General features: G+C 55.6%; 20 protein-coding genes. 12 read left to right on the top strand and 8 right to left on the bottom strand.

Going from position 1 to position 25,026, the window contains the following annotated elements; translation table 11 throughout:
- The 6 genes from P9L99_01925 to P9L99_01900 all read left to right on the top strand — a co-directional run.
- The coding region (locus tag P9L99_01925; GenBank protein ID MDP8222094.1) for a hypothetical protein at positions 1-277 on the top strand (277 nt) is incomplete at its 5' end.
- A 40-nt stretch (positions 278-317) separates the two neighbouring features.
- The gene (locus P9L99_01920; protein ID MDP8222093.1) at positions 318-530 is read left to right on the top strand and encodes a DUF262 domain-containing protein; all 213 of its coding nucleotides are present in this window, start codon (positions 318-320) and stop codon (positions 528-530) included.
- A 52-nt stretch (positions 531-582) separates the two neighbouring features.
- Positions 583-1,023 (top strand): transposase, encoded by a 441-nt coding sequence (locus P9L99_01915; GenBank protein MDP8222092.1) that lies wholly within the window; start codon positions 583-585, stop codon positions 1,021-1,023.
- Positions 1,024-1,438: 415 nt separating this feature from the next.
- Positions 1,439-2,671, top strand: a complete 1,233-nt coding sequence (locus P9L99_01910; GenBank protein ID MDP8222091.1) for a lipocalin family protein — start codon at positions 1,439-1,441, stop codon at positions 2,669-2,671.
- A gap of 231 nt (positions 2,672-2,902) precedes the next feature.
- Entirely contained in the window at positions 2,903-3,313 is a 411-nt protein-coding gene (locus P9L99_01905) for a hypothetical protein (GenBank protein ID MDP8222090.1), read from the top strand.
- Between the two features lie 727 nt (positions 3,314-4,040).
- Positions 4,041-5,813, top strand: a complete 1,773-nt coding sequence (locus P9L99_01900; GenBank protein ID MDP8222089.1) for a hypothetical protein — start codon at positions 4,041-4,043, stop codon at positions 5,811-5,813.
- A 297-nt stretch (positions 5,814-6,110) separates the two neighbouring features.
- Here the strand turns inward: P9L99_01900 and P9L99_01895 are convergent, their stop codons facing one another.
- On the bottom strand, positions 6,111-7,016 hold the full coding sequence (locus P9L99_01895; GenBank protein MDP8222088.1) for a lysophospholipid acyltransferase family protein: 906 nt from the start codon (positions 7,014-7,016) through the stop codon (positions 6,111-6,113).
- A gap of 520 nt (positions 7,017-7,536) precedes the next feature.
- Between P9L99_01895 and P9L99_01890 the strand changes: the two genes are divergently transcribed.
- The 3 genes from P9L99_01890 to P9L99_01880 all read left to right on the top strand — a co-directional run bounded on the left by P9L99_01890 (position 7,537) and on the right by P9L99_01880 (position 11,721).
- Positions 7,537-8,373 carry a type I restriction enzyme HsdR N-terminal domain-containing protein gene (locus tag P9L99_01890; GenBank protein ID MDP8222087.1) on the top strand — a complete coding sequence of 279 codons (837 nt, stop codon included), beginning with the start codon at positions 7,537-7,539 and terminating at the stop codon, positions 8,371-8,373.
- A gap of 289 nt (positions 8,374-8,662) precedes the next feature.
- The gene (locus tag P9L99_01885) at positions 8,663-9,334 is read left to right on the top strand and encodes an RluA family pseudouridine synthase (GenBank protein ID MDP8222086.1); all 672 of its coding nucleotides are present in this window, start codon (positions 8,663-8,665) and stop codon (positions 9,332-9,334) included.
- Positions 9,335-9,462: 128 nt separating this feature from the next.
- Positions 9,463-11,721 carry a hypothetical protein gene (locus P9L99_01880; protein ID MDP8222085.1) on the top strand — a complete coding sequence of 753 codons (2,259 nt, stop codon included), beginning with the start codon at positions 9,463-9,465 and terminating at the stop codon, positions 11,719-11,721.
- Between the two features lie 64 nt (positions 11,722-11,785).
- Here P9L99_01880 and P9L99_01875 read toward each other — a convergent pair whose 3' ends face one another.
- Positions 11,786-13,339 carry an ADP-ribosylglycohydrolase family protein gene (locus tag P9L99_01875; protein MDP8222084.1) on the bottom strand — a complete coding sequence of 518 codons (1,554 nt, stop codon included), beginning with the start codon at positions 13,337-13,339 and terminating at the stop codon, positions 11,786-11,788.
- Between the two features lie 222 nt (positions 13,340-13,561).
- On the bottom strand, positions 13,562-14,020 hold the full coding sequence (locus P9L99_01870; protein MDP8222083.1) for a YaiI/YqxD family protein: 459 nt from the start codon (positions 14,018-14,020) through the stop codon (positions 13,562-13,564).
- Positions 14,021-14,279: 259 nt separating this feature from the next.
- On the opposite strand from P9L99_01870, the gene P9L99_01865 reads away from it, so the two are divergent.
- Entirely contained in the window at positions 14,280-15,179 is a 900-nt protein-coding gene (locus tag P9L99_01865; protein MDP8222082.1) for an SAM-dependent methyltransferase, read from the top strand.
- A gap of 685 nt (positions 15,180-15,864) precedes the next feature.
- On the opposite strand, the gene P9L99_01860 is transcribed toward P9L99_01865, so the two are convergent.
- From P9L99_01860 to P9L99_01845, 4 genes are all read right to left on the bottom strand, one after another.
- A complete protein-coding gene (locus tag P9L99_01860; protein MDP8222081.1) occupies positions 15,865-16,920 on the bottom strand; it encodes a 4Fe-4S binding protein in 1,056 nt (351 codons plus the stop codon).
- The gene (locus tag P9L99_01855) at positions 16,917-17,582 is read right to left on the bottom strand and encodes a class I SAM-dependent methyltransferase (GenBank protein MDP8222080.1); all 666 of its coding nucleotides are present in this window, start codon (positions 17,580-17,582) and stop codon (positions 16,917-16,919) included. The genes P9L99_01860 and P9L99_01855 overlap by 4 nt, the downstream gene beginning before the upstream one ends.
- 318 nt (positions 17,583-17,900) lie before the next feature.
- Complete coding sequence (locus P9L99_01850; protein ID MDP8222079.1) at positions 17,901-18,602, bottom strand: DUF1565 domain-containing protein; 702 nt, start codon at positions 18,600-18,602, stop codon at positions 17,901-17,903.
- 311 nt (positions 18,603-18,913) lie between these two features.
- Complete coding sequence (locus P9L99_01845) at positions 18,914-19,288, bottom strand: response regulator (GenBank protein ID MDP8222078.1); 375 nt, start codon at positions 19,286-19,288, stop codon at positions 18,914-18,916.
- A 555-nt stretch (positions 19,289-19,843) separates the two neighbouring features.
- On the opposite strand from P9L99_01845, the gene fdhF reads away from it, so the two are divergent.
- Together fdhF and nuoF are read left to right on the top strand one after the other, a co-directional pair.
- Complete coding sequence (gene fdhF / locus P9L99_01840; GenBank protein ID MDP8222077.1) at positions 19,844-22,591, top strand: formate dehydrogenase subunit alpha; 2,748 nt, start codon at positions 19,844-19,846, stop codon at positions 22,589-22,591.
- Positions 22,585-24,330, top strand: coding sequence for an NADH-quinone oxidoreductase subunit NuoF (nuoF, locus tag P9L99_01835; protein MDP8222076.1), 1,746 nt, complete (start codon positions 22,585-22,587; stop codon positions 24,328-24,330). Before fdhF ends, nuoF begins: the two co-directional genes overlap by 7 nt.
- Before the next feature lie 120 nt (positions 24,331-24,450).
- On the opposite strand, the gene P9L99_01830 is transcribed toward nuoF, so the two are convergent.
- A partial coding sequence (locus P9L99_01830) for a formate/nitrite transporter family protein (GenBank protein ID MDP8222075.1) occupies positions 24,451-25,026 on the bottom strand: 576 nt, incomplete at its 5' end.

The following is a 25,026-nucleotide window of genomic DNA, read 5'->3' as shown; positions in this document are numbered from 1 at the left end:
TGTCTTTGTACATCCTTTCCCCCGTCGTTTCGTAACCGAAACAACGGGAAATAACTCAGGATGCCACGACTTTCCACCGCCTCCACCAAACCCGGCGAGTGCTTCACTTTTCAACCGGCGATCACATTCAGGAAAGATCAAGGAAGGTGGACCGAGCCTCAGCCACTTAGTTACGGACAAAATGTATCGATTTCATTGTGAAGAGGTTCTGGAGGAAGTCACCGGAACGGGAAAAGAGACAAGAACTCTTTATTTGGTTGATTTCAACCTGATTTAGGTGGAGAAAAACGATATTCGAGATATTTGAGGAGATTTGAATGAACGTCCTTACGACTTTCGACAGCACCAAGGAGTCTCTCCAGGATATCGTCAAGTCGATCCGGGAAGGCAAAACTCAGCTGCCTGATTTTCAGCGTGGCTGGGTTTGGGACGACGAGCATATCCGCAGCTTGCTGGCCAGTGTCTCCCTAGCGTACCCAATCGGTGCGGTGATGATGCTGTATTTTCCGGGGACAGTATATAGAAAATGACGGAAGATCTACCGTTTGATAGGGTTCGCTCACGGCACGCATTGCTCGAATCGTGGCGGTCGAACATCCACATCATGTGATTCAGCGGGGGAACCGTCGTCAACGGACGTTTTTTTGTGAAGCGGATTATTTCGCCTATCGTGAATTGATGGCCGAATGGTTCGGAAAACACGGGGTGGAGATCTGGGCCGATTGTCTGATGACCAACCACGTTCACTTGATTGCAGTGCCAAAACAGGAAGATAGCCTCCGGCTGGGCATTGGCGAAGCCCACCGCCGGAATACGCGGCGAGTCAATTTCGGGGAAGCATCGCGCGGGCATTTATGGCAGGAGCGGTTCCATTCATATCCCATGGATGAATATCATTTACTCGCCGCCGCCCGGTACGTGGAACAAAACCCGGTCCGTGCCGGAATCGTTTCCGCACCGAGTAAATATCCGTGGAGCAGCGCGGCACAGCTCACCTGGCCGGTCAGGATGGCTGCCTGGTGAAGGTTCAGCCCTTTCTGGATATGAGTCCGGATCGGAAGAGCTACACTCAAGAAGAGATTTCCGATGAAACGTCTCGGAAACTTCGTAAACACGAGCAGACGGGCAGACCCCTGGGGAGCCAGGCATTTGTATAGTAATCTGGAAAAAGCCTTGGCCAGGATTCTTAGACCATCGGCATATCTGCCGTTTGCTCTCGCCTTCAACCAGGACTCGTCGCCGAATGTCGCGCCACATCTCCATGTCTTTGTACATCCTTTCTTCCATCGTTTCGTAACCGAAACAACGGGAAATGACTCGGGATATCGCGACTTTCCAACTCTTTGACCGAATGCGGCGAGTGCTACACTTTTCAACTGGCGTTTACAATAGGTCATGATACGATTCGTCTGATTTTGTGTCGTCACAGGAGGCTTAGATGGTCAGCCGTTACCTTTTACTTTTTCTGGTTTTTGTTTTGATGTTTGTCGCGGGGTGCGCGGAATCGGACGAAGATGACACGACTTGCGAATCCTGCGACGAAGACGGCGATGACGAGGATACACTGGATGACGACGACAGCGCCGGTGGATGCGTCGACGGAGAAACGCAGTGCGGACCAAACGACGAGCCCCAACTCTGCATGAGGGGGCTATGGACTCCCCTGGGACCCTGCGGCTACATGCAGTACTGCAATTTCGGCGACTGCATCGATACTCATCTGGACATGCCGCGAGATGAGTCGCCCCACCAGGACCTGTCGGAGTGGTGGTACTGGACCGGGCACATGACCGACGACCAGGACAACCTCTATGGCTTTGAACTAACCTTTTTCTATGCCGGTTCCATTGTCTTGATCCCCGCCTGGATGATTCACGTAGCGATCATCGACGAAAGCGCCGCCCACCATACACACAATGTCCTTTTTGATTTCCTCTGGCCCGAAAGATATCCAGCTCCCTTTCGCCTGGAAAGTGGGTCAGCTTCAGCCGAACGGGTCGCACCACTCACCTATGCCCTTAACGGTGCAGCAGGCGATTACGCTTTCTCTTTGACCCTTGCTGACATCAAGGGCGTGGTGCATCACGGTGGTAACGGCACCATCCGCATGACCACCAACACTACTGATTCCTTTTATTACTCCCGCCCCCTTATGGACCTCTCTGGCACGCTGACAAAGAACGGAACACCCCTTGCTGTCACCGGCGAAGGCTGGATGGACCACCAGTGGGGTAACTGGATGCCCTTGGGAATGGTCGGATGGGACTGGTTTTCCCTGCGTCTGGACGACGGAACGGAAGTCATGTTCTTCATCTTTCGTGGCGATCGGCAGGATCAGTCCGTCATCGACAACGCCCTGGGCACCTACGTGGATGAAAACGGTGACCAGGTCATCCTTTCCCAGGACGAGGTGAAGGTCACGCCCCTTGGCTGGTGGGAAAGCGAGAAAACCGGCGGCATTTATCCGCAGAACTGGCGCATGGAGATACCAGGGCTTGAGATGGACGTAACCCTGAAGACGAGTATTCCCGATCAGGAGATGCCAAATCCGATCTGGAATTACTGGGAAGGGCTTGTTCACATCGAGGGAACCAAACAGGAACACCCGGTCGGCGGTCTCGGCTTTGTTGAACTTTCGGGTTATTCCGGGCGAACCTTGATCTGGTGGTAGTCTGTTGGTTCTGTACTCAACCGGAACCTGGACGTGCTAAATACCGTTATGTTTGCTTTGGGAATCGGGTCTCGAATGACTTGATTTCGTTCGGCATGAAGACAACAATAAACCATCGCAACCGACGTCTTGTCGCACCAAAACGAGTGGAAATTGTCGCCACGTAGTAACGCGAGGCAAGTGGCTCTTGTTCAGCGGTCGTGCTGACAAATATTTAAAGTAGGAAAACATATGGTGGTCCAATGGATAGTCGGTTTGGCTTGTTCCGCCATCTGGGGAAGGATTCTGGCGTATTTTTTCACGCCAATATACCGCAAGAGGTTTTCGGTTCATGCTTTGGTGGTCGGTTTGGGCTACGAATGGCACGTGTTGGCCTCCTCGACGACTTATCTTTGCGTTTCTCTCGGGCATTTGGCGTTGTTTTCCCTGGTAGAATCTTTTAGTCACTTGAATGTTTTCAACGCGTCAGGATTTTATTTGTGCTCAGTGTTGACCACCGGTGTATTTTTTTCCATTCATTTTGTCCCTTCAATCATTCGTTGGGAGGAAATAATATCGAATCTATTGAATGATTCTGATATGATGAAAAAGATAGTTTCGGAAGCGAAGGAAAGCTCTGATCACAACAAGACAAAGCGATGAATATGGAATATGGGAATTAGGGGAGGGAATTAGGGTTATTTTGTAAATTAAGGGACACCTATAACCGCGTGAGTCAAAGGCTTTGTCGAAAGACTCTTCTATGTAGGGAATTCCGGGGACAGTATATAGAAAATGACACCGTATAGCTCTTTCGACATGCTTCACTTATCACACGTATTGTGCGAATTGTTGCCGTGGGGTTTACCCACCATGTGGCGCAGCGGGGTGAGCGTCGTCAACCGACGTTTTTTGTGAAGGGGATTATTTCGCCTATCGTGAATTGATGGCCGAGTGGTGCGGAAAACACGGGGTGGAAATCTGGGCCGATTGTTTGATGAGCAACCACGCGCAACTGGGTGCCGCTCCAAAGTAGAGAGAAGATTGCCTCCGCCCGCCACTGGGGAAGCCCAGGCGCGGTCATTTGTAGCGAGAGCGGTTTCTGCTAAGTCGTTCGATCCGGTGCGACAGCGGGCAAGGCATCCGGTCTCCTTTTACACTGAGTTCCGAGGCAGAAGTGCGGTCGAAGGCGGCCAACATCCATTTAGTTCGAAAGTTGAGAAGGTTCGAAAACTCGTGCTCGCGGGACGGTGGCAGCCGATTTTTTTCCGTGGCGTGCAAAGCAGCGAATAACAAGTTTAAGTTGAATCGAGGACATGCTACTCTAAAATAACATTTTGCGGTCACGAGCCCTCGGAAGGGCGAATGCCGCCTTTTTAAGGAGAGCCTCATGAAGATCTCCAACCGTTATTTTGTGTTTATTTTAGTACTGATGGTTGCCGTGGCAGCGTTTCTCGTCAGCTCGTGCGTCCCAGACGACGATGACGATGACGATGACAACGACGACGACAACGACGACAACGACGATGACGACGATGACGACGACGACGACAACGACAACGACGATGACAACAACGACAATGACGACGACACAACCGGAGGCGACCCTTATCGCGGGCAGATGCGGCCTTGCGATGTGGACGGCGTGCCGGGCCGCGAAATCGTAGTGATGGACGTCGGCAACGATTCCTTCGGCTCCATACAGAGCAAGTTCGCGCGCTTGCGGCGGGTCGATGGTACGGAAATCGGCGCCTTGGAAATCGCGACCCGCACCGAGAGTTACGGCCTCGGGGTCGAGGCGCAGATGGTTGATCTCAACGGCGACGAAGACTGCGAAATCGTTCTGACCGCCGAAACGCAACGCTGGGACACCGGCCAATTCGAAACGCGCTTGCTGGTGCTCGACAGTGGCGAACTCACGGTCGTCTTCGATACCGATTGGCGATACGGCCGTCACTTTTCGGCGATCACCGACCTGGATGTGAACGGTGGCGGCGCGGATCTGGTGGTCAAAATGGTCGATGACTTCGGGGGTTGCTCAAGCCTGGGAGTATTCGACGGAACAACCGGTTTCACTATGCTTTGGCAGGTCGAGGTCGAACCGAAGTCTGATTTGAATCTGCACGGCAAGCGGGGGGAGTCCGGCATCGCCTATCAAACGTGCGCAAACCCGCAGGGACCGAGCTTTCTGCTGGAACGGGCACCACGATTCACCGGGACGCCCACGACCTGGGACGCGGCGTGGATCGATCCCGAGGGCGGGGTGCGGGCCAACCTCGAACCGATTGAGATGACCGGCTCGCGAGAAATGAGTTCGGGGATCATGCCGCTGCCCGACGAGGGCGGCTGCGGCTTTTTCGTCACGTATTTCGATGAGGAAGCCAACCACGGTCGCTTTCGTGTGTACGGACCGGATGGTTCGATCGCCCACGAAGGCCTGGCGCCCGCCGGCGTGCAGTGGATAGGTCGGGGCGATGTGGACCTAGATGACGACGGCGCCGCCGACCTTATTTTCTGGGTCGATGAACAGGGCGAATCCCCCGGCGTGTGGGCGGCCTTGGCCGCGGAGGGCTTCGGCGTGCGGGAAATCGCGATATCGCGCGACGCGATTCTAGAGCCGGTCGTGTGGCCGATTTCGCCCTGGCTGTACGGCGGGGCGGAGTTCACTGGAAAGGGCAAAGTGTTCTTAGTAGGCCCCTTTGTCGTGAGAGAAGGCTTCACGCGGCGCTTGGAATGGCGGGCGTACGATCGAACTCTCTCGCCGGTCGATATGGTGTTGAGCATACCGATGTCCTATGCCCAAGGTTTCGACGGATACGGCTTGGCTTTTTGGGACGGCGATAGGCATCCGCGAATCGCGCTATACCTCATGTCCGTGCGGGTTTTCTGGTCCGATGATAAAGGCCTCCCGTACACGACACAATATCGCTGGGGCGTGTTCGGGGAGCAAGGCGCTTCTCCGCTATTCCTATCTGAGGAAACAACCGTGTACCGCTTCGATTTTACCATGCCCTGGGATTTCAACCTCGACGGCCGCACCGAATTAGGCAGAGGTTTGCAGCGCGGTAGTTTGACTCAGGAAATCGATGACATTGATAACGGTATGGTCCCGCTGATCCAGACGGAAAACGAGGAGTACGCGATCATCGGCCAATGGTACTAGGTGACCGGCGGGAAATGAGCGCGGAACAGTGGGTCGCGGCCGAAACGGAGCGATATCGGTGCGCGACCTGCGGCGCCGCGGTATTCCGAGGCTCGAGACGCTGCCCGTCTTGCAAGAAGCCGGCGAGCCCCGATTAAGCGCCCTGCTAAAAGCAACCGCGGGCGGATCCGCTTCAGCCATCAAGCGTTAAAGCAGCGGCATGCCCGGTTCCCGGTGAAAAATTGGGCTGAGTTTTAGTACGGATATCTCTTAGATATGGCCGAGGACGAAGTATTTATTGTAGACGTTCAGGCTGTCTTAATATCGCCAGGGCTTTCTTGGTCGAGGGGCCGGGTGCAATTCGGGCGGCTCTCCCTCGGGGCGCGTTTTCCACCGGCGATGCATCCAGACCCATTCGGTGGGGTGGCGTGCAATGTGTTCGCAGAGCATGCGGTTCATCGTCTGCGTGTAGGCGACGGTATCCGCGGCGGCGTCCTCGGTCTGAGGGCGGGGCACCGGCGGGCTGATCTCCACCATGTGGCCCCCTTCGGGCCGGCGATGCACGGTGAGCATCAAGGCATCCATCCCGGCCATCCGGCACAGGAAGGCGGGGCCGGAGGGCGTCCAGGCGGGCTTGCCGAAAAAGTCTGCGAACACGCCCTTCACTTTGGTGTCCTGATCCATCAACAGGGCGAGCATCTCGTTGCTCGATAGAAGCTCGACGATATCCGCCACTAGTTCCTGTCCGCCGCGGGTTAGAGGGCGGTAATTAAATCTGCGACGATGGTCGTTTAGGAGCTTGTTGATCCGCTCATCATATAGGCTGCGGACGATCTCGCCGCCCTTGTATCCCCGAGCGGCCAACGACGCCGCCATGATTTCCCAGTTCCCCACGTGCCCGGTGAAGAAAATAATCCCTTTTCCATTTTCCAGGGCTTTGTCCAGGTTCTCTTTCCCGCGGATGTCTACGTAGGGATTCGGATCATGCACCGTGGCCAGCAACTCCGGGAAATGGAACATCTCGAAAAAGCTCCGACCGAGGTTGCGAAAAGCTTCTTTGCCGGTGGCGGCGCACTTTTCATCGGTCCAATCGGGGAAGGCCACCTTCAGGTGGTTCATGGCGCAATTTCGCTCGTAGGCCAGTAGACGCCAGGCAATGCTTCCGATTGCCGCGCCTATCTTTAGACCTGCTGAAATCGGGACGATTTTGGCGAACGCGAACATGGCGCGCGCGGTGTGAAAAATGGCGTCGTTCTTGATCTTCTTCAGGAACTTGGATTTCCGCTTTTTGGCGATTACGTCAGAAATAACATCCCCACAAGTCTTTCCGGTGCGCGATTTCAGACAATGAAATCATAGTGTTGCAAGCCTGCACAAAACCCCCGGCTCTGTCAACATGTAAGCTTCCAATCCGCTGAGAGTTGTCCGCCTTCTTACCGGTTCGACCGGTTTGGGCACCCCGTATTCGATTCGGCCGGGAAGCCGGCTACGTCCCGATCTTCATCGTCGGAATCGCAACCGGAGAAGGATAGCGTGACCAGAATCGCGGATTAGAAAAGGATCAACACTACGACCGTCGGCACTTTTTTCAGCATGAAACCACTCGCTTTGGCTCGCGGCCTCAGCATTCATAATAGACGCCCGTATACTATTTGAAAACAAAAAGGGAATAAGGGGTTGACGCGATATTAGAGAATTCGTATCAATATGTTGTTTTTCATCATTATTATTTGTGGAGGTCCTTATGCCCCGCCACGTTATTTCGAAAGAAACTCGAAAAGCCATTAACGATGCTAAACGCCTTGTTGAAAGACTCAAAGCGTCTGATGGAAATGAGGCAGAAACCAGAAGGCGAGTGGAAAGAATATTTGAAACCGTCTTGGGCTATGATGCCTTTGAACATTTGTCACGAGAACATGCTGTACGAGGCGCGGGAGAAACCGAGCACATCGACTTTTCAATAACCGTTCAAAAAGGCGAGGAAGCACAGCCGGCAATACTCGTTGAATTAAAAAGAATTGGAATTAATCTAAGCCGAAAACACCTTAAACAAGTCACTTCATATGCAATCGATATGGGCTGTGAGTGGGCACTATTGACCAACGCCCTGGAATGGCGCGTTTATCATATAGAATTTGGTCAACCACCGGAGACTAAATTGATCGCCGAATGGAATATGTTGGAAGATGATATTGCCAGCATAGCTCGGTATTTTGAAATGATTTCTTTGAAAAACGTAAAAAGGGGAGGACTGGCTAAGCTCTGGGAAAAAATGGATATTCTTACTAATAAAAATTTGCTGAAAGCGTTGTTTTCTGCTGCGTCACTTAAATTGACCTGCAAGATCCTGCGTAAACAAACCGGGGTCGCAGTACTACCGGAAGACATTTTAATCGGCGCGCGAAAACTGCTGAACGAAGCGGCCTTAAGTGATTTCTCGGGGATAAAGATTACGTTGCCGGTCAGGAAAAAAAGAACGAAAAAAGTTGCTCGAAAAAAAGCGGAACCTTACGCTGAGGTAGCTTCAACAGAGACCGAGGCACAGGAAAGCATTCCGGAGCCAAAGCACGAGGAATCTTAGGCCGATCTTCGCCCGAGGCGGCGGGATCAAGCCCTTCGCAAAGAGGCGGCGACTTAATTCGGACTTGGGGGAGGCCTGGGGACGCCGGAGTTGCGCGCCATTCCTTTCGTTTGCGGTGCCCTGTTAGCATGCCAAAGGTCGCGTGAGGAGATCGAAGTTCGCGCAATTCACCAAAAATGCCGATTTTTCGCCCAAGGACTTGCGCTGCTGATACAATCGGGGCGCCCGCGATGTGCGGGCAAGAACAAACATGGAGTACAACTCGTTGACTCGATCCAGCCGATCGGCCATGAAGCATCTGCCGAAGACACTCATCGTATCGCACGAAGACGAAGACATCATCGTGGTGGACAAGCCGGCGGGGCTTCTGACCATGGATACGGACCGGCACACGTCGCGCACGGTCTATTTCTACCTGACCGACTACGTCCGCAAAGGCAACTCGCGGTCCAGGAAACGTATTTTCATCGTTCATCGCCTCGATCGGGATGCTTCGGGACTTCTGGTCTTTGCGAAAACCGAGTTCGCCAAGCGTCAGTTGCAGGATCACTGGCAGGACGCGATTAAAAAGTACCTCGCCGTCGTGCACGGTCGGTTCGAGAAGCAAACCGGCACGATCGAGTCGTATCTTGCTGAAAGTAAAGCGTTTAGAGTCTACTCAACGCCCGAAGCGTCCAAAGGCAGACTGGCCCGGACCGGCTACACCGTTCTCAGGGAAACCGCGCACCTCTCGTTGCTCGAAATCAACCTGATTACCGGTCGAAAACACCAAATCAGGGTACACATGGCCGACAGCGGCCACGCCATCGTCGGCGACAAGAAATACGGAAAGAAGATCAAAGGGCACGCCCGGCTGGCGCTTCATGCCTTTTCGCTCACCTTTCGGCACCCGGCGACCGGGGAAATGATGACCTTCGAAACGAAAACTCCTGATTTCGTTGGGAAACTCGTACGAGCCTAGCGGTTCGGGGCTCAGCCTTTGCACGCCACGGAAAATTGCCCTTATCTTGTTTGACCATTCTCGAATGCCCCCGTATTATCATTCAGCTCAGATCGCACCGTGCTCCAGTTTTCGGAGGGATGGAAAGAATGAAGATAAGCGCTGTCCGGATATTTGGTTTGATTCTTCTGCTTTGTCTGGCAACCGGTATTGCCTGCGGATCCGATGATGACGGCTCGGGCGATTCCGACGACCCGGTCGATGACGACGATAACGATGATAATGACGATGATGACGACGATAATAATGATGATAATGACGACAATAATGATGATACTGACTTTCCCTTTATCGCCCCCGTCGAGCCGCTGAATTGGAGACGGTACGGGTGTCCCGCTGAAAAAAGGCCCGGCATTACCGTCGTCACCGGAAACTACAATATCCACACCGGGCGGGAAGGCACCCCGGCACAGGTGGGCGAGGACCTCGCGGCATGGGGCCCCTTCGATGTCTTCTCGTTGCAGGAGTGTCCACCGGAATATGCCGAGCCTATCGCCGAGGCGCTGGGCATGTACTATTTTTACAGCGACGAGCAGTCGCTCATGTCCGCGACGCCTTTGATCAACCCGGAAAAAATCGATTATCTGGACTCCGGCCGAGGCCGCTTTCTTCACGCCGATGTCGTCATCGAGGGTGTCACGTTCTCTGTCTACGGCGTCCATGTGAGCTGGAATGAAGTCGGCGATTCGCAGAACCGGGAAATCGTGGACGACTACCTCGCCGTCGACCCGGTCGATCGCGTGCTGTTGATGGGGGATTGGAACGAGGAACTCGGCTCAACGCAGGCGAGGATTCTGGACGAAGTCGTGGCGGATGGCTGGGCGTCCTTCGGTGTCTGTCCATCGTGCCGGACCACGTGGCCGGCGATGATGTTTTACGGCGCCGAGGGGCAGCAACTGATCGACAACACCTATTTCAACAAGTCTTCGGGCGGCTGCACGGTGGACGGTGAAATCATTCACATGTCGCCGAACCGGTCGGATCACAAGCCGCAAACGACGACGATATTTTTCCCCGAAACACCCGGTTACACGCCGCCGATTCTGCTGGAGGCGGTGTACGGTTTCGGCGAGAACGCCGTTGGATTGCTTTTCGACAAACCGATCGCCGATGCCCAGGTGGAGCTTCTGCTGAACGGATCCTCTGTTGAATTGACTTCCCAGGGACCCATCAACGAGGGCTCGCTGTATCTTCTCGAGGCCGCCGAAACGCTGCCCGGCGGTAATGAATACACGGCCCGAATCGTCTTCGCGGAGGGCGTTGACGGGGCGCGCACGGACCAAACCTTTGATTTCACCTTCCCCTATTACGAAAACCTCCTGGAAAACCCGGGGGCCGAGAACGGCGAAAGCGGCTGGACGTGGAAAGGCATGCAACCGACCGCCGAAATCAACCACGTTATCCCCTTGGCGGGAACACACTTCTTTTCAGGCTCCGGCCCGGGCCCGCGGGACTACGCCCGGCAGGATGTCCCACTGGATGCCTACGCCGAAATTATCGACGCCGGGTACGGGCAACTCGTCTTTTCGGGGGCAAGCGCCACAGGCTACCGCGTCGAGGAGGGCGGTACGTCGAACATTCTGCTGCCTCACGATGAAGCCGAGGCGGTTGTGGAAATCCTCGACGGGCAGGGCCGATTGCTCAAACACATTTCCGGAGGACGATTCGACACGCTTTACTGGCAGGCGTGGCGGGTTATGGGAGAACTTCCGCCCCTGGCGCGGACGGCGCGCGTCGTTTTGCGGGCTTGCGCGGCGGAGATGCCCCTGACGTTCAACTCAGCTTCCTTTGACGCGCTTTTTCTTTCGGTGATGACGCTTGAAAATCCGCATACGCTGATCGGGGAGAATCTTGTGGCGAACCCGCTATTTGAAAACGGGCGGGAGCATTGGACTATGTCCAAAGGGATCATCTTGGCCAAGGACCACTGGATTCCAATTCGCTCGAATATTGATGTCAATTCCGCGACAGGCGAATATTGGGTTGCCGCGTTGCTGCTGAACACTGGGCCATACACCATCTCGCAGGATATCCCACTTGCCGATTTCGAAGACATGATTCAGCAAGACCTGCTGTCGCTCAACTGGGGCGCGTATCTACGGACCTGGAATCCTAGGTCAGAGATGACTATGAGAGTCACATTTTATGATGATAATACGCAAGTATCCGGTGCCGACGAATTCGGCCCGATCAACGTCCCCGAGTGGTTTAGGTACGAAAAAATCACGGCCGTGCCGCTAAACTCGACCATGGTCAGGTTGGAATGGATTGCCACCGCCGGCGTGCCGATTATCGGCGTGGGCGCGTTTTTTGACGCACCTTTTGCTTATCCCGTATTATCACAATAAACATATCCCTGGAAACGTACGGAATGTCCGGCGTGAAAAACCGTCGACAGCGGGCGAATCTCAGTCAAGGAATCGTGACGGAGATAGCCTGCCATGAGGTGTTTCCGGCCCAATCCGTGACGTACGCGATGACCTCATACGTGCCCGCCGACGCGTATTCGTGTTCCACTTGTGCGCCCTTGGCGCGGCTGAGGTCGCCGAAATGCCATTCGTAGGCAAGCACGCCGTCCGCGTCGGTGGCATCGGCTTCCAGTTCGACAACCGGGCCGTCCTGCGAAATGACAGAGGCCGAAAGCACCGGTGGAACGTTCTGAATCTCGGGCCATTGCTCGAGCAAAGGCGGCTGAATTTCTTCCGTGAAGGGGATTGTCCAGACCTCATCCTCGCCCACGCCTTCGACCACGGCGCCTGCCTGAAGCATGACCTGCCGAGAAAGGTCCAGCGTGGTCGAAATCACGTCTTCGAACGTGTAATCGGTGAACATGAACCGGCGGTCGCTTTCGAGTTCCCGCTTGAACTTATCGGGGATTTGGGAAAGCCCCATCCAGTTGCCCAAGATGCCGCCCACCGAGGACGGATTGCAGTCGCTGTCCTGACCGCACCGCATGGCGATGCGCATCGATTGCTCAAAGTCGCCGTCGCCGTACAGCAAGCCGATTAGGACGTAGGCTCCGTTGACGATCGCGTCGATGTTGTAATTTTCATCCAAGCGGTTTTCGAAGCCGGGGCATCGATCGTCCGCCCCCCACTTGTCCTGAAGCAATTGCCACGTCACTTCCCAGCTTCGGCCTTCGGTGTACCAAGCGATGACATCATCGACCACCATCCGGTATTTGGAGCCCTCTGGAAGGACCCGCCGTCCCGCTGAAATGATATCCACAAGATCCTCAGCGAAAAACGCGGCGGAGTGCATGGCCGCGATAAACACGCCGCCCAGAACGCCGTCGCCAAAATTCATGACGTGCCCGGCGCGCCAGGCGATATCGACGGCCGGATTGACCAGCCCGGGGCATATCGCGCCCACAAAATCCGATTCGATCTGCCAGTCGATGTCGTCGCAATGCTCGTTGTTCGTATAGTGGCCGGAGTCCGGCGCCGGGATGCCGTCGCGGAGATTTCGGCGCGCGGCCAAGTTGGCGTGCATCAAAATAAATTGGGTGTCACGGAAGGCCTCGCCGAATGCAACCCAGCCGGCGGTAACGTCGTAGGTGCTCATCACATCCAGAAAGGGGATCTCGACGTAGATGTCGTCCTGATTAAAGCCGCGGTTGATCCGCGTGGGCTCCCACTCGGGAACCTCGCCATCCGGCATGATCTCGCCGCGGTAGTGGAATTCGGTCGGTGCGCCCCACGTCACTCCGGCCATTTGCCCGACCCACGAACCCTGAATCTTGTCCTCCAGAGTCGCCAGGTCGATTTGCAGCGTCACCGGCGTATCGTCATCGTCGTCGTCGTTATCGTTATCGTCGTTGTCATCGTCATCGTCGGTGTTCTGGGTATCATCGTCCGCCGCGTCGTCATCGTCGGTTTTTTCGTCGTCACCGCAGGCCCACATCGCACAGGTCACGAACGACAACACGACGATCAAGATAAATAGCCTTTTACCGAGAAGGGGCATTTTGATTCTCCCGATGCGAAAGGGTCTTGAAACGAAAGCTGCGCTTAAAGCGATTTCTACCGTTTAGCGCCTCGCTAAAAACATCCACCGCGAGCCATTCTGACGAGAAAGCAACGCCGAGCGTCACAACAAAAGCTATCATTTCGAGCCGGGTCACTCAAGCGATGTCGCCCACTAAAACCAAAAACTGCTTATAAATAAAGGATTATCCGACTCTTCTCATCACTTCATCAAAGCCTGAATCACTTGGTGCAATTTGGAAACGAATTCAGACCGGTTCTTTTTCTCCAAGGGACGGGGGCCCGTCATGATGACCCCCATCATACGCAGGTGTTCATTCAGGTCCCTGGCCGCTAGGGCGCTGCCGATGGAATCCTCGGTAAACTCTCGCCCACGGTTATCAAGAACTCGAGCCCCTTTTTTTATGCAGCGACTCGCCAGGGGAATATCGGCGGTCACAACGATGTCGCCTTCAGTGACGTTCTCGACAATCCAGTCGTCGGCTTCGTCCGGCCCTTTATCCACGACAGTAAGATGAATACGAGTCTTTATTGGTACATTCATAGTCGAATTACAGACAACATAAACAGTGACATTGTATTTTTCGGTGGCTTTGTAAATCTCGTTTTTCACAGGGCATGCATCGGCGTCAATATAAAGCTCAGGGATTCTACCTTGCATGGGATTTACTCATCTAAGGGCGGTCGCCGGGGAGATGCCGTCGCCGGCGATTACCGTTCCGCTTTCCAATCGGTTCTCCTTAAAAAAACGTCAGTGGCAAAATGAAAGTAGTGTTTCTTCCCTTGGGTTACAAGCCGCTGCGGAAGGATATAGTCATGCGCCAAACGCGCGGTTTGCGTGTCGAAACCCGAGGAATTGACAAGCAGTTGCTCAGCGGCCGTATTATCGGGCTGCGGTCAAAACGAATCGGAGTGACGGAATGAGGGAAAACCAAGCCAGTCGAACCGCGGAGTACGCCGCGTCCTTCCGGGCGTTGGAGACCGTCCGGTATCCGGCGAATGTTCGCCTGTTCGAGGACCCCTTCGCGGTGCGTTTCCTCGCGCCGTCGTTGCGGTTTATCGTCCGGTTGGCGGGCCTTCCCCTTCTCGGAGCGCTCGTGCGCGGCTACGTGGATCGTCGCTGGCCGGGCGCGATGACCTCGGGTATCGCCCGCACGCGCTTGATCGACGACTTGCTGCTCGCCGGCGTTCGTGACGACATCCGGCAGGTCATCGTCCTGGGCGCGGGCTTTGACAGCCGGGCATACCGACTCCCCGACCTCCAGGAATGCCGGGTTGTCGAAGTGGACCATCCCGCCACACAGGCAATGAAGCGGGAGCGGATGGGGCCGCTCGGGGAAGCATCGCTTCGTCACGTCGTATTCCTCCCGGCCGACCTAACCAAGCAGGACCTACCCGACGTTTTGAAAAACACCGGCCTCGATCGAAACCAGCGCACGTTCGTCCTGTGGGAGGGCGTGACTCACTACCTGGGGGAGGCTGCCGTCGACGCCACCCTGCGCGCTCTGGCGCAAGCCATGGCTCCGGGAAGCCGCCTGCTATTCACTTATCTACATGGTGGATTGCTCGACGGTACCGTGGAGTTTGACGGCGCGCGGGCTTCGAAAGAGCAGGTGGCCGGCGACGGTGAGCCTTGGATTTGGGGCATGAACCCCGAAAAGATGCCGTCTTTTCTGGCCGAGCGGGGGTATCAACTTCTTGAGGATACCGGAGCGACGGAATACCGCACCCGCTACTGGGGCGAGCGCGGTCGCCGGATGCCGGGCTTCGCTTTCTATCGGGTGGCTTTGGCAGAGCTGCATCTTGGGGAAAAGCGCTAGCTGTTATCCACATTCGGTAAATTTTAGCGATGCAATTTTCAATGGATTGTTTTCGGAATGAACCCTGTCGCCGACGCTCCGTTGTTCCCTTTTGATATCGGGAACGAACACGTTACAGCCAGAAAATCCCATAAAGCATGGAAGCGGTCGCGACTGCCAATAAAAAAGTAACAAAGCTCTTTACATACATTTCTTTAACTACAAGTTCCATTTTGGCCTCCTGGCCGGAAGAGGAGTTTCCCCTTTCAATGAATAATTTAACCACGAATGTTTTAAAAGCTCGCGCAAGGGCCAGGTTCTAATTCCCGCTCGCCGGCGAAGAAAGGAATCCAAACGAAAAGGCCGAGCGGGCAAGCCTCGTCGGCCGCCCAGCCTGTTTCCCTTTGGGGCCGGCCGCTATTTTTCCTGCTTGGTGGCTTTTTTGTCAGCCTTCTTTTGCTTCCTTTCCTTATTGGAAAGCTTGGGCTTGTTGGTCTTGTCCTGTCTCTTCTTCTTGTCCTTGTTCGGCATGAGATCATCTCCAGAAATTCGCGGATTCGTGAGCGCAGTATATACCGGTTATCCGAGTGCCGTATATCGTTATTTTCGGATTTCCTGTCACAGAACAACCATAGTCTTTCCAAGGCAGTATGTAGAAAACGACGCCTAGCCGGGTTTGGGCTTTTTTTTGATAAAATCAGCAGGTTCAGGACAAAAACAGAGCTTTTTCGGGGCATTGCTTCACGCAAGCGCCGCAAGCGAAACAAGCCTTGTCGTCTCGAAATGCCATTTTGCGGGCCTCATCCGGTTCCCCAAAAACTCCCACCGGGCAGATTTCAGCGCAGGTTTTGCATCCGGTACATTTTTCTCGATCCATGCCGATTCCCCCGAGTTCCTTGATGCTGAACAGCGAGCCGAAGCTCTTGAATCCCAGGCGATGCATCAGCAGTTCGGCGTCGGATTTGCGGGCCGATACGATGCCGGCCAAGTCGAATCCGGCGAGGAAAAAGATAACGAAAACTGCGAAAAACCATCCCCAGTGTAAAAATGCGTCGCCTTTCGTAAACCAGTCGACGGTACTCCAGATGGCCGTGGCCGCGGCGGCGGAAAAGAAAGCCTGTCCCCAGCCGGTTTTGCCCGGAATGACGTTGAGAAACGCATACATGAAGCCTACCGCGCCCCAGAAAATTATCGAGTAGCCGAGCAAGGTTTGCCGGGCGAAGATCAGTACAACCGCCACGCCCAACAAGTAGATGGGGAAATTCATCGAAACAAGCATATCGAGTCGATGGGTGAGGTCGAATTCGAACCGCCGCATGCCCTCTGACTTCTTTTCCCCGGCCGCCAGATAGGCGGGGATGTCGCGGGCGTAGACCGGCCCGAAGCGCGCGCGAAAACCGGTTTCCGCGTCGATCTCTTGCACATCGACGCCCGGCGCGGCCAGCGCCGGCAATAGGATTTCCAGGTGGGCGACTTTCTCTGCCAATTCGGCGATTTTGATCGCGTCGATGACTCGCTTTTCCGTAAAAATGCCACCGCCCGCGGCGCACCACACGTTGATGCCGTCCGTGTTCGCCACCAGAAGCCACAGGTTTTGCCCCTCAAGCGCCTTTTTTACTCTTTTGACGGTCAACGAAAAGTTGGCGGTAACGATCACCGGCGAGTTCTCGTCCGGGCGACCGACGGGAAACAAGCCTGTGGGCGACGAATGGGGAAGCCAGCGGAAAAAATAGGCAACGATCCACCCGATAAGCGCCTTCATCGGCCCTTCTCCTTGGTGGCCGTTAGGTAGACGAAGCTGCCGAGAAGGCTTCTTTCCTCTTTATCGACGTGGAACCCGGCGCGCTCCACCCGCTCGGGAAGGTTTTCCACGGCCTTGGTCGTGGTTTGCGTCAAAATGAAGGTAATCAAGAGCATCGGAATTCGTATCAGAGCGTGAAGGATCCTTTTCCAGAGGATTTTCGGCCGGGCCTCGTCGGCCACGGCAAGCCGGGCGCCGGGCTTCAAGGTTCGAAACGCATGCTTCAGGGCATAGGTCTGCTCGTCCGGCGACAATTCGGAGAAAACCAGCGTCGAGACCACCAGGTCGTATTGATCGTCGGGAAGTTTGTCCATACCGGAAAGGCCCATTTCGAGCAGTTCGACCTGCTCGTCCAGATTTTCGGCGGCGATTTTCCTTCGGGCAACGGCCAGCATCGCGGCGGAGAAGTCGAAGCCGAGAACGCCGGCGCCTTTTTGGGCGGCCATGATGGCCATCGTGCCGGTGCCGCAGCCGATTTCCAGAACTTGCGAACCCGGCGACACGTTCTCTTCGATCAGTTTCTTTTTCGCCCTTTCCGATGCGCCCAATGAGATAAGGGCGATGCCGCGATCATACCTTTCGGGCTGCGACTCAAGAATTTTCATATAGATGTAGCTGAACATCGTAAGCCCTTCGCGCGCCCCGCCAAAACAATATCGCGTTGTGGTTTAACCATCAGCAAAATGATGTGACCGACAAACGAAGGTAACGTCAAGATCCTATCTAATACCGGTCCATTCATCCGCGCCGATGTCCCAAGGACCCGCTTGCGGGCGCGTATCTCCTTCGAAAGCGAAAAAGATTTCCGGTTCGCCAAATCAGGATGACGGGTCGGTCCCCACGTTGATGCAGGGGCTGTCGCCGGGCAAATGGTAGTCTAATGTATCGAGCCAGCCGGGATCGACTTGGATGTTGCCTTCGGCGGCTACGCAGCCATCCCACTAGCAGTCGTTGAGCGTATCCAGATCGTGAACGGCCCAACCCGACCAGCCGGTGAAGCCGATTGTATCGCCGAATTCGGCGAAGTCGTTATACAACACAACAAGTTCTTCGCCGTTACTTTGGCCGATGACGTGGCCGTCGTAACCGCCGGCCATCCGAAAGATATTGTTGACAAAAGTGGACGGACCTCGCACGTATACGCCCGCCGCGCCGTCGGTGAAAAGGCCCGCGTGTTGAACCACGAAGCCTTCCATGATGATCTCGGTTTTGCGGCCGCTGGGCTCGATGACCAGCGTCGCCCAGCCCGTGCCGATTAGCGTCGTCGGGTAGGCTGAGAGGTCGCGCGCCCAGGTAACGCCGTCGTAACCGCCAAAGAGCGAAACGCGGGTCGTCAACTCGTCGTGCTGGTACTCTCCGCCCGCCACGAAGACGCTTTTCCCTTCGTTCTCGGCCACTTCGGCTGCTTTCGTGACGGTGCGTAGGGGGGCTTCCATCGTGCCGGGGTTGTCGTCATTACCGGTTGTCGCGACGAAGATTCCAACGTCGTTGGATGGCGGCGGAGCGTAGAAATCGTCGTCGTCGTTGTCATCATTGTCGTCGTCGTCATCATCGTCGTCGTCGTCATCGTAGGGTGAAGAATCGTCGTCGTCATCGTCGTTGCAGGAAACCGACCAGAAAATCAATAGCACGAGAATCAGCAAAATTGCTTTTTTCCATAAGCAGGCTCCTTCAGTGAAGTTGCCGATTCCCAGCGTGTTTTCTCGCCCCGGTTTTGTGGAGCGACCTATCTATACACGTGCTTACGAATGGTTATTTGCCGCGCAGCAGGATTCCCTTACCGAGTTGAACTGTAAGGGAACCTGAAATTACGACTCGTTCTGTGAACTCGGGTGGGGCATCCTCATGAATTGCAGGCACAACGATCCAGTCGTATTACTGTTGGCATTTCAACCATAAATTGTACAAGTATCAAAATACTCGGAGGCTTTGCAGCGAGTCGGCGAAAAAAGGACTAGTTTAATTTGGCTTTTATTGTCGCGAGCAAGGTTTCGGGATCGATCGGTTTCTGAAAAACACCCAATAATCCCAGTTCTTGGAAGTCGACATGTTGCGATAGTGAATCACCGACCGAACTGAGCATATATATTGGTACTTCACCTTGCAATGCCTTGATCTCTTGAACCAAGGTTTTCCCGGCGTCCACTTCTTCCATCATCAAGTCAACAATCACCAAATCGGGCTGTTCCTGCTTGAAGACAGCAAGTCCCTCTTCGGCGCTGGGAGCCTCCGCCATGGCGTAACCGGCGCTTTCCAGAATCGTGCGCAGAACGACCAATACATCGGGATCGTCGTCGATGCAAAGAACTACATGTTTACCGTCTTTCATCCCTACCCTCGTGCAAATTTCAAGAGTTATCGTTCGGCGAAGTCGTGACACCCGGTTCGGTTGGGATCCCACACGAAGCAACACCGCCCATCGCTCACATCAACTTCTCAAAAGAACTATCAAACCCTGTTTTCCATGTCAATCATCCTAACCTATTTATGCCCCATGGGACAACCGGGCGTCTCACAATATCCGGCGAAATACCCGCTGCGAAAAAAATCACAGCGAGGATTGTATAAACGCCGGATTATGCTCGTATACGCATAAATACAAAGAACAATCAGCTCTAACTTGATTTCTTCAGTCGTGAGGAATAGGGTAACGCCGATTTTGTCGAGTACCGGAAGACAAGACGCGGCTTTTCACATTGTACATTCGAAAAGCGCTGACTGTAATTTGACACGGGGAATATTTGGTTATCTTTCATCTCGTTCGGATTGCATCCGGTTCGAGATCGGTTAAGTAACAGGGTTTTCACAACGCGGCTTTTCCCCGACACGTGGCATGTAACAACTAAAAAGAATTAGCACTACGAGTTGTTTGATTTGTGAAACGATGGTTGGGCCCCATAGATTCCAACCGCAGCGACGAAACGGAGGTACCGTGCACATCACGATTGACGGACAACAAATTGAGGCGCAGCCCGGACAGACCGTGCTGGAAGCGGCCCGGGCCGCAGGGATTTACATTCCCGCCTTGTGCTGGCACGCCAAAACCGGCAAAGCCGGTCGCTGCCGCGCGTGCGTGGTAGAGGTCGAAGGCAGGCTCAAGGAAAGTTGCGCTTTGCCGGTCAAAGAAGGGTTGGTCGTATCTAACAATTCGGCCAAAGTCCTCGCGACACGCCGCATGGTGGTCGAGTTGCTGCTGGCTGAAGGGCACCACAATTGCATTTCGTGCGAGGCCAACGGCGCGTGCGAACTGCAGGACATGGCTTACAGCCTGGGTATCGAACGGCCGGTGTTTCAGATCGACGCCGCGCCGGCGCCTAAGGATGAAACCTCCGAAGGCATCATCCGCGATGAGAACAAATGCATCCATTGCGGGCGCTGCGTGCAGGCCTGTCAGACCGTCGTGGTAAACCAGGTCCTGGGTTTCGGCTTTCGCGGCAACGAGGCCAAGGTCGTTTGTGACGCGGATGTCCCCATGGGCGATTCAACCTGCGTGCAATGCGGCGAATGCGTCCAGGTTTGCCCGGTCGGCGCGCTGACTCTCAAGCAGATCGCCGGCAAGATGCGCACCTGGGAAACGGAAAAGACCAAGGTCACGTGCCCCTATTGCGGCGTCGGCTGCCAGATCGACTTTCACACCAAGGACGATCGTTACGCTTTCGCGATGGCGCACGAGGGCGACTGGGAACAGCAACCCAACAAGGGCATGCTTTGCGTCAAGGGCCGCTTCGGCTTGGATTTCGTCGATTCCGACCAACGCCTGACCACGCCGCTGATTCGCAAGAACGGCGTGCTGGAAGAGGCGAGTTGGGACGAGGCGCTGCGCTTCGTCGCCGACCGGTTGGGCGCGGTAAAAACCGAGCACGGTCCGGATGCGATCGGCTTTTTCGCTTCGGCGAAAGTGACCAACGAAGAGAACTACCAACTGCAACGATTCGCAAGGGCGGTGATCGGGACCAACAATGTCGATCACTGCGCTCGACTTTGACACAGCTCCACCGTGGCCGGTCTGGCCACAACGCTGGGTTCAGGCGCCATGACCAACAGCATGGCTGAAGTGTTCACCTCCAACGTCGTACTGGCCATCGGTACCAACACGACCTGGAACCATCCGGTTTTCGGAGCCATGCTCAAGCAGGCCGTGAAATTCGGCGGAACCAAGTTGATCGTCTGCGATCCGCGGCGCACCGACCTGGTCGATTTCGCCGATGTCTGGCTGCAGCATAAAAACGGCTCCGACGTCGCGCTGTTGTGCGGCCTGCAGCACATCATCCTGCGCGAGGGATGGGCCGCCGACGATTACATCGCCACGCGCACCGAAGGCCTCGAGGAATACCAAAAGAGCCTCGAATTCTTCACGCCGGAAAAAGTCGCCGAGCTCACCGGCATTTCGCCTGACGATCTGTTTGCGGCCGCCAAGCTCTACGCAACCGGCGGGCGCGGCGCGCTCTACTATTGCATGGGCATCACGCAGCACAGCCACGGCGTGGACAACGTCAAGTCGTGCGTCAACACGCAGCTCATCACCGGCAACCTCGGTTTCGAGGGCGGCGGCGTGAATCCCCTGCGTGGTCAGAACAATGTGCAGGGCGCCTGCGACATGGGCGGCCTGCCCAACGTGTTTACCGGCTACCAGCCCGTAAACAATCCGGACGCGATCAAAAAATTCAGCGAGTACTGGGGTGCCGAACTCAACCCCAACGTAGGCCAAACCCTGACGATGATGATTCCGGCCTGCGGCGATTCGATCCGGGCGCTCTTCATCATGGGCGAGAACCCGATGGTGTCAGACCCGAATCTAAACCACGTGAAGGAATGCCTCGAAAAACTCGATCTGTTGATCGTGCAGGATATCGTGCACACCGAAACCACCGCGATGGCCGACGTCGTGTTGCCTGCGGTTTCGTTCGCCGAAAAGCAAGGCACGACCACCAACACCGAGCGGCGCGTGCAACTGAGCAACGTCGCCCTAACCCCGCGCGGCATCACCAAGACCGACTATGAGATCATCGCCGATCTGGCCGCCTTGTTCGGTCAAGAGTTTGCCCGCACGCCCGAGGCGATCTTCCGGGAAATCACCGACCTGACGCCGTCCTACGCCGGGTTGACCTACGAACGGATCAAGAACGTGGGCATCCAATGGCCCTGCCCGAACGCCGAGCATCCCGGCACGAAATTCCTGCACAAGGATAAGTTCGTGCGCGGCCTCGGCGTGCTCACCCCCATGACCTACAAACCGCCGGCCGAAGAGACCGATGCGGAATGGGATATGGTGCTGAGCACCGGCCGCATCCTGCAGCACTTCCACACCGGCAGCATGTCGCGGCGTTCGGAAATCCTCAACGCCTTGGTGTCGGCGGGCCACGTGGAATTGCATCCGGTCGATGCGGAAAAACACGGCATCAAAGACGGCGAAATGGTGCAAATCACCACGCGGCGTGGCTCCATCACAACGCAAGCCAAGATCGTTGATCGCGTGGCGGTGGGTTCGATTTTCGTTCCCTTCCACTTCGCGGAAGCCGCCGCTAACATGCTGACCAACGACGCCCTGGACCCGGTGGCCAAAATCCCGGAATACAAAGTCGCTGCGGCGCGTATTGCTCGGGTGAGCAACCAGGAGGGGCAATCATGCTAGACCCACAACTTCGCACTCAAATCGAAGAAATCATTGGCCGTTACCCCGACGGCAAGTCGGCGCTGATGCCGGCCTTGTCGCTGGTGCAAAAGAGTTCGGCGGGTTTCATCACCGACGAGGATCTCGCTGAAGTGGCCAAGCTCATCGACGTCTCGGTGGCCGAAGCCTTCGGCGTGCGCACCTACTACACGATGTACAACCGCAAGCCGGTCGGTACGTACCATCTGCAAGTCGACACGAACATCCCGGCCATGCTGATGGGCGCGGGCAAAATCGTCGAGCATTTGCAGGTGGCCTTGTCCATCCAGGTAGGCGAAACGACCGACGACGGCTTGTTCACCCTCAGTGTTGTCGAGGACCTGGCTTCCTGCGGCACCTGTCCGGTGATTCAGGTTAACGACCGCTACTACGAGAACATGACGCCGGAAAAGACCGACCGCTTGCTGCAAAGCCTGCGCGAGGGCGTGATGCCCGAGACGGTCGACGAAGCGAATTTCGGTACCGAATGCAACATTCTGCTGAAACATCGCGGCGTGGCCGATTCGGCAAAGATCGAAACCTACCTGGCCGACGGCGGTTACCAAGCGCTGGCCAAGGCGTTGACGATGAAACCGGCCGAGGTATCCGCCGAAGTCATGAAGTCCACGATTCGCGGACGCGGCGGCGCCGGGTTCCCGATGGGCCTCAAGTGGAGCTTCCTGCCCAAGAACGTCGACAAGCCGGTGTATTTGATCTGCAACGCGGACGAGGGCGAGCCGGGCACGTTCAAAGATCGTCAGATCATGGAGTACGATCCGCATTTGCTGATCGAGGGCATGACGATTGCCGGTTTCGCCATCGGCTCGAAGTTGGGTTTCATTTACATCCGCGGCGAGTTCGAATGGATCGCGGATATCCTCAACGTCGCGCTGGACGAAGCGCGGGCTCAAGGCAAACTGGGAGCCGACATCCTCGGCAGCGGCTTTGATTTCGACATCATCGTGCACTTGGGGGCCGGCGCCTACGTCTGCGGCGAAGAAACCGCGCTGATCGAATCGCTCGAAGGCAAACGCGGCAACCCGCGACTCAAACCGCCGTTCCCCGCCGTCGAAGGCTTGTACGGTTGTCCGACCATCGTCAACAACGTCGAGACACTGGCCAATGTGCCCTTCATCGTGGATCAAGGCGCGGACGCCTACCTCGCCATCGGCGAGAACGCCAACAACTTCGGGCCGAAAATCTACGGCATCTCCGGCCACGTGAACAAACCCGGTACCTACGAATACCCGCTGGGCACGTCGTTGGATACGTTGTTGGAGGCCGCCGGCGGCGTCGGCGGAAAAATGAAAGCGGTGATCGTGGGTGGGCTCTCGGTGCCGATTCTGACGCCCGAGGAAGCCAAGGGTCTGAGCATGGATTACGACACGTGCATCAAAAAAGGCACGATGCTCGGCTCGGGCGGAATCATCGTCATGAACGATACCGCCAACATCCCCGAAGTGGCCCTGCGGACGATCGAGTTCTACGCGCATGAATCGTGCGGCCAATGCATACCGTGCCGCAAGGGATCGCACGCGATCAAGATGCTGCTGCGTCGCATGGTTAAAGGCGACGGCAAACCCGAAGACATCGACACGATTTTGCGCATTTGCGCCACCGTGAAGGGCGCCACGCTATGCCCTACCGGCGACGCGTTCGCCATGCCGATCGAGGCGATGATCACGAAGTTCCGCAGTGAGTTTGAGGCGCTGGTGTCCTAGCAACCAGTCGTAAGGTTAAATCAAAAAGGGCCCGGATTTGCTTCGGGCCTTTTTCTATATTTTTTCTCAAAGGCCAAGTCGGAAAAGACGCCGACTGTTTTTATATGGAAATGGGAAACGCTATTTTTTCTCTTTTCGCCGATAAACGATCCAGTACACGGCGCCGACGAAACCCGAGCCACCGATAATGTTACCGATGGTCACCGGCAACAGGTTGCCGATGAAGAAATTGCCCCAGGTAAGGCTGGCGAGTGCGCTGCTTTTGGCTCCGGCCAGGTATTCAGCGGACGCGCCCATTTTGATGAACAGGCCGGCCGGAATGAAATACATGTTGGCCACGCAGTGCTCAAAACCGGCCGCGACGAATGCGGCGATCGGGAACAGGATGGCCAGGATTTTACCTTCGACGCTGCGCGCCGAGAAGCAAAGCCACACGGCCAAGCAGACCAACGCGTTGCAGAAGATACCGCGGGTGAGGGCGACGGTGAACGTCAGGCCCGCTTTGCCTCCGGCGATGTTCAGGGCCGTAATGCCCAACGCGCCGCCGGCGCCGGTTTCCCACGTACGGGTCATATACATCAAGTAAGCCGTAACGACCGAACCGACCAAATTGCCGACATACACAATGACCCAATTACGCATCAACTTGGAGACTGGCAGTTTCTTGCTGGCCACGGCCATCACGATCAAGTTGTT

Origin of the sequence: Candidatus Lernaella stagnicola (assembly GCA_030765525.1) — a bacterium.
GTDB classification, from domain to species: domain Bacteria; phylum Lernaellota; class Lernaellaia; order Lernaellales; family Lernaellaceae; genus Lernaella; species Lernaella stagnicola.
Note: the sequence above shows the minus strand (reverse complement) of the source record. Positions and strands in the feature narration are given on the sequence as shown.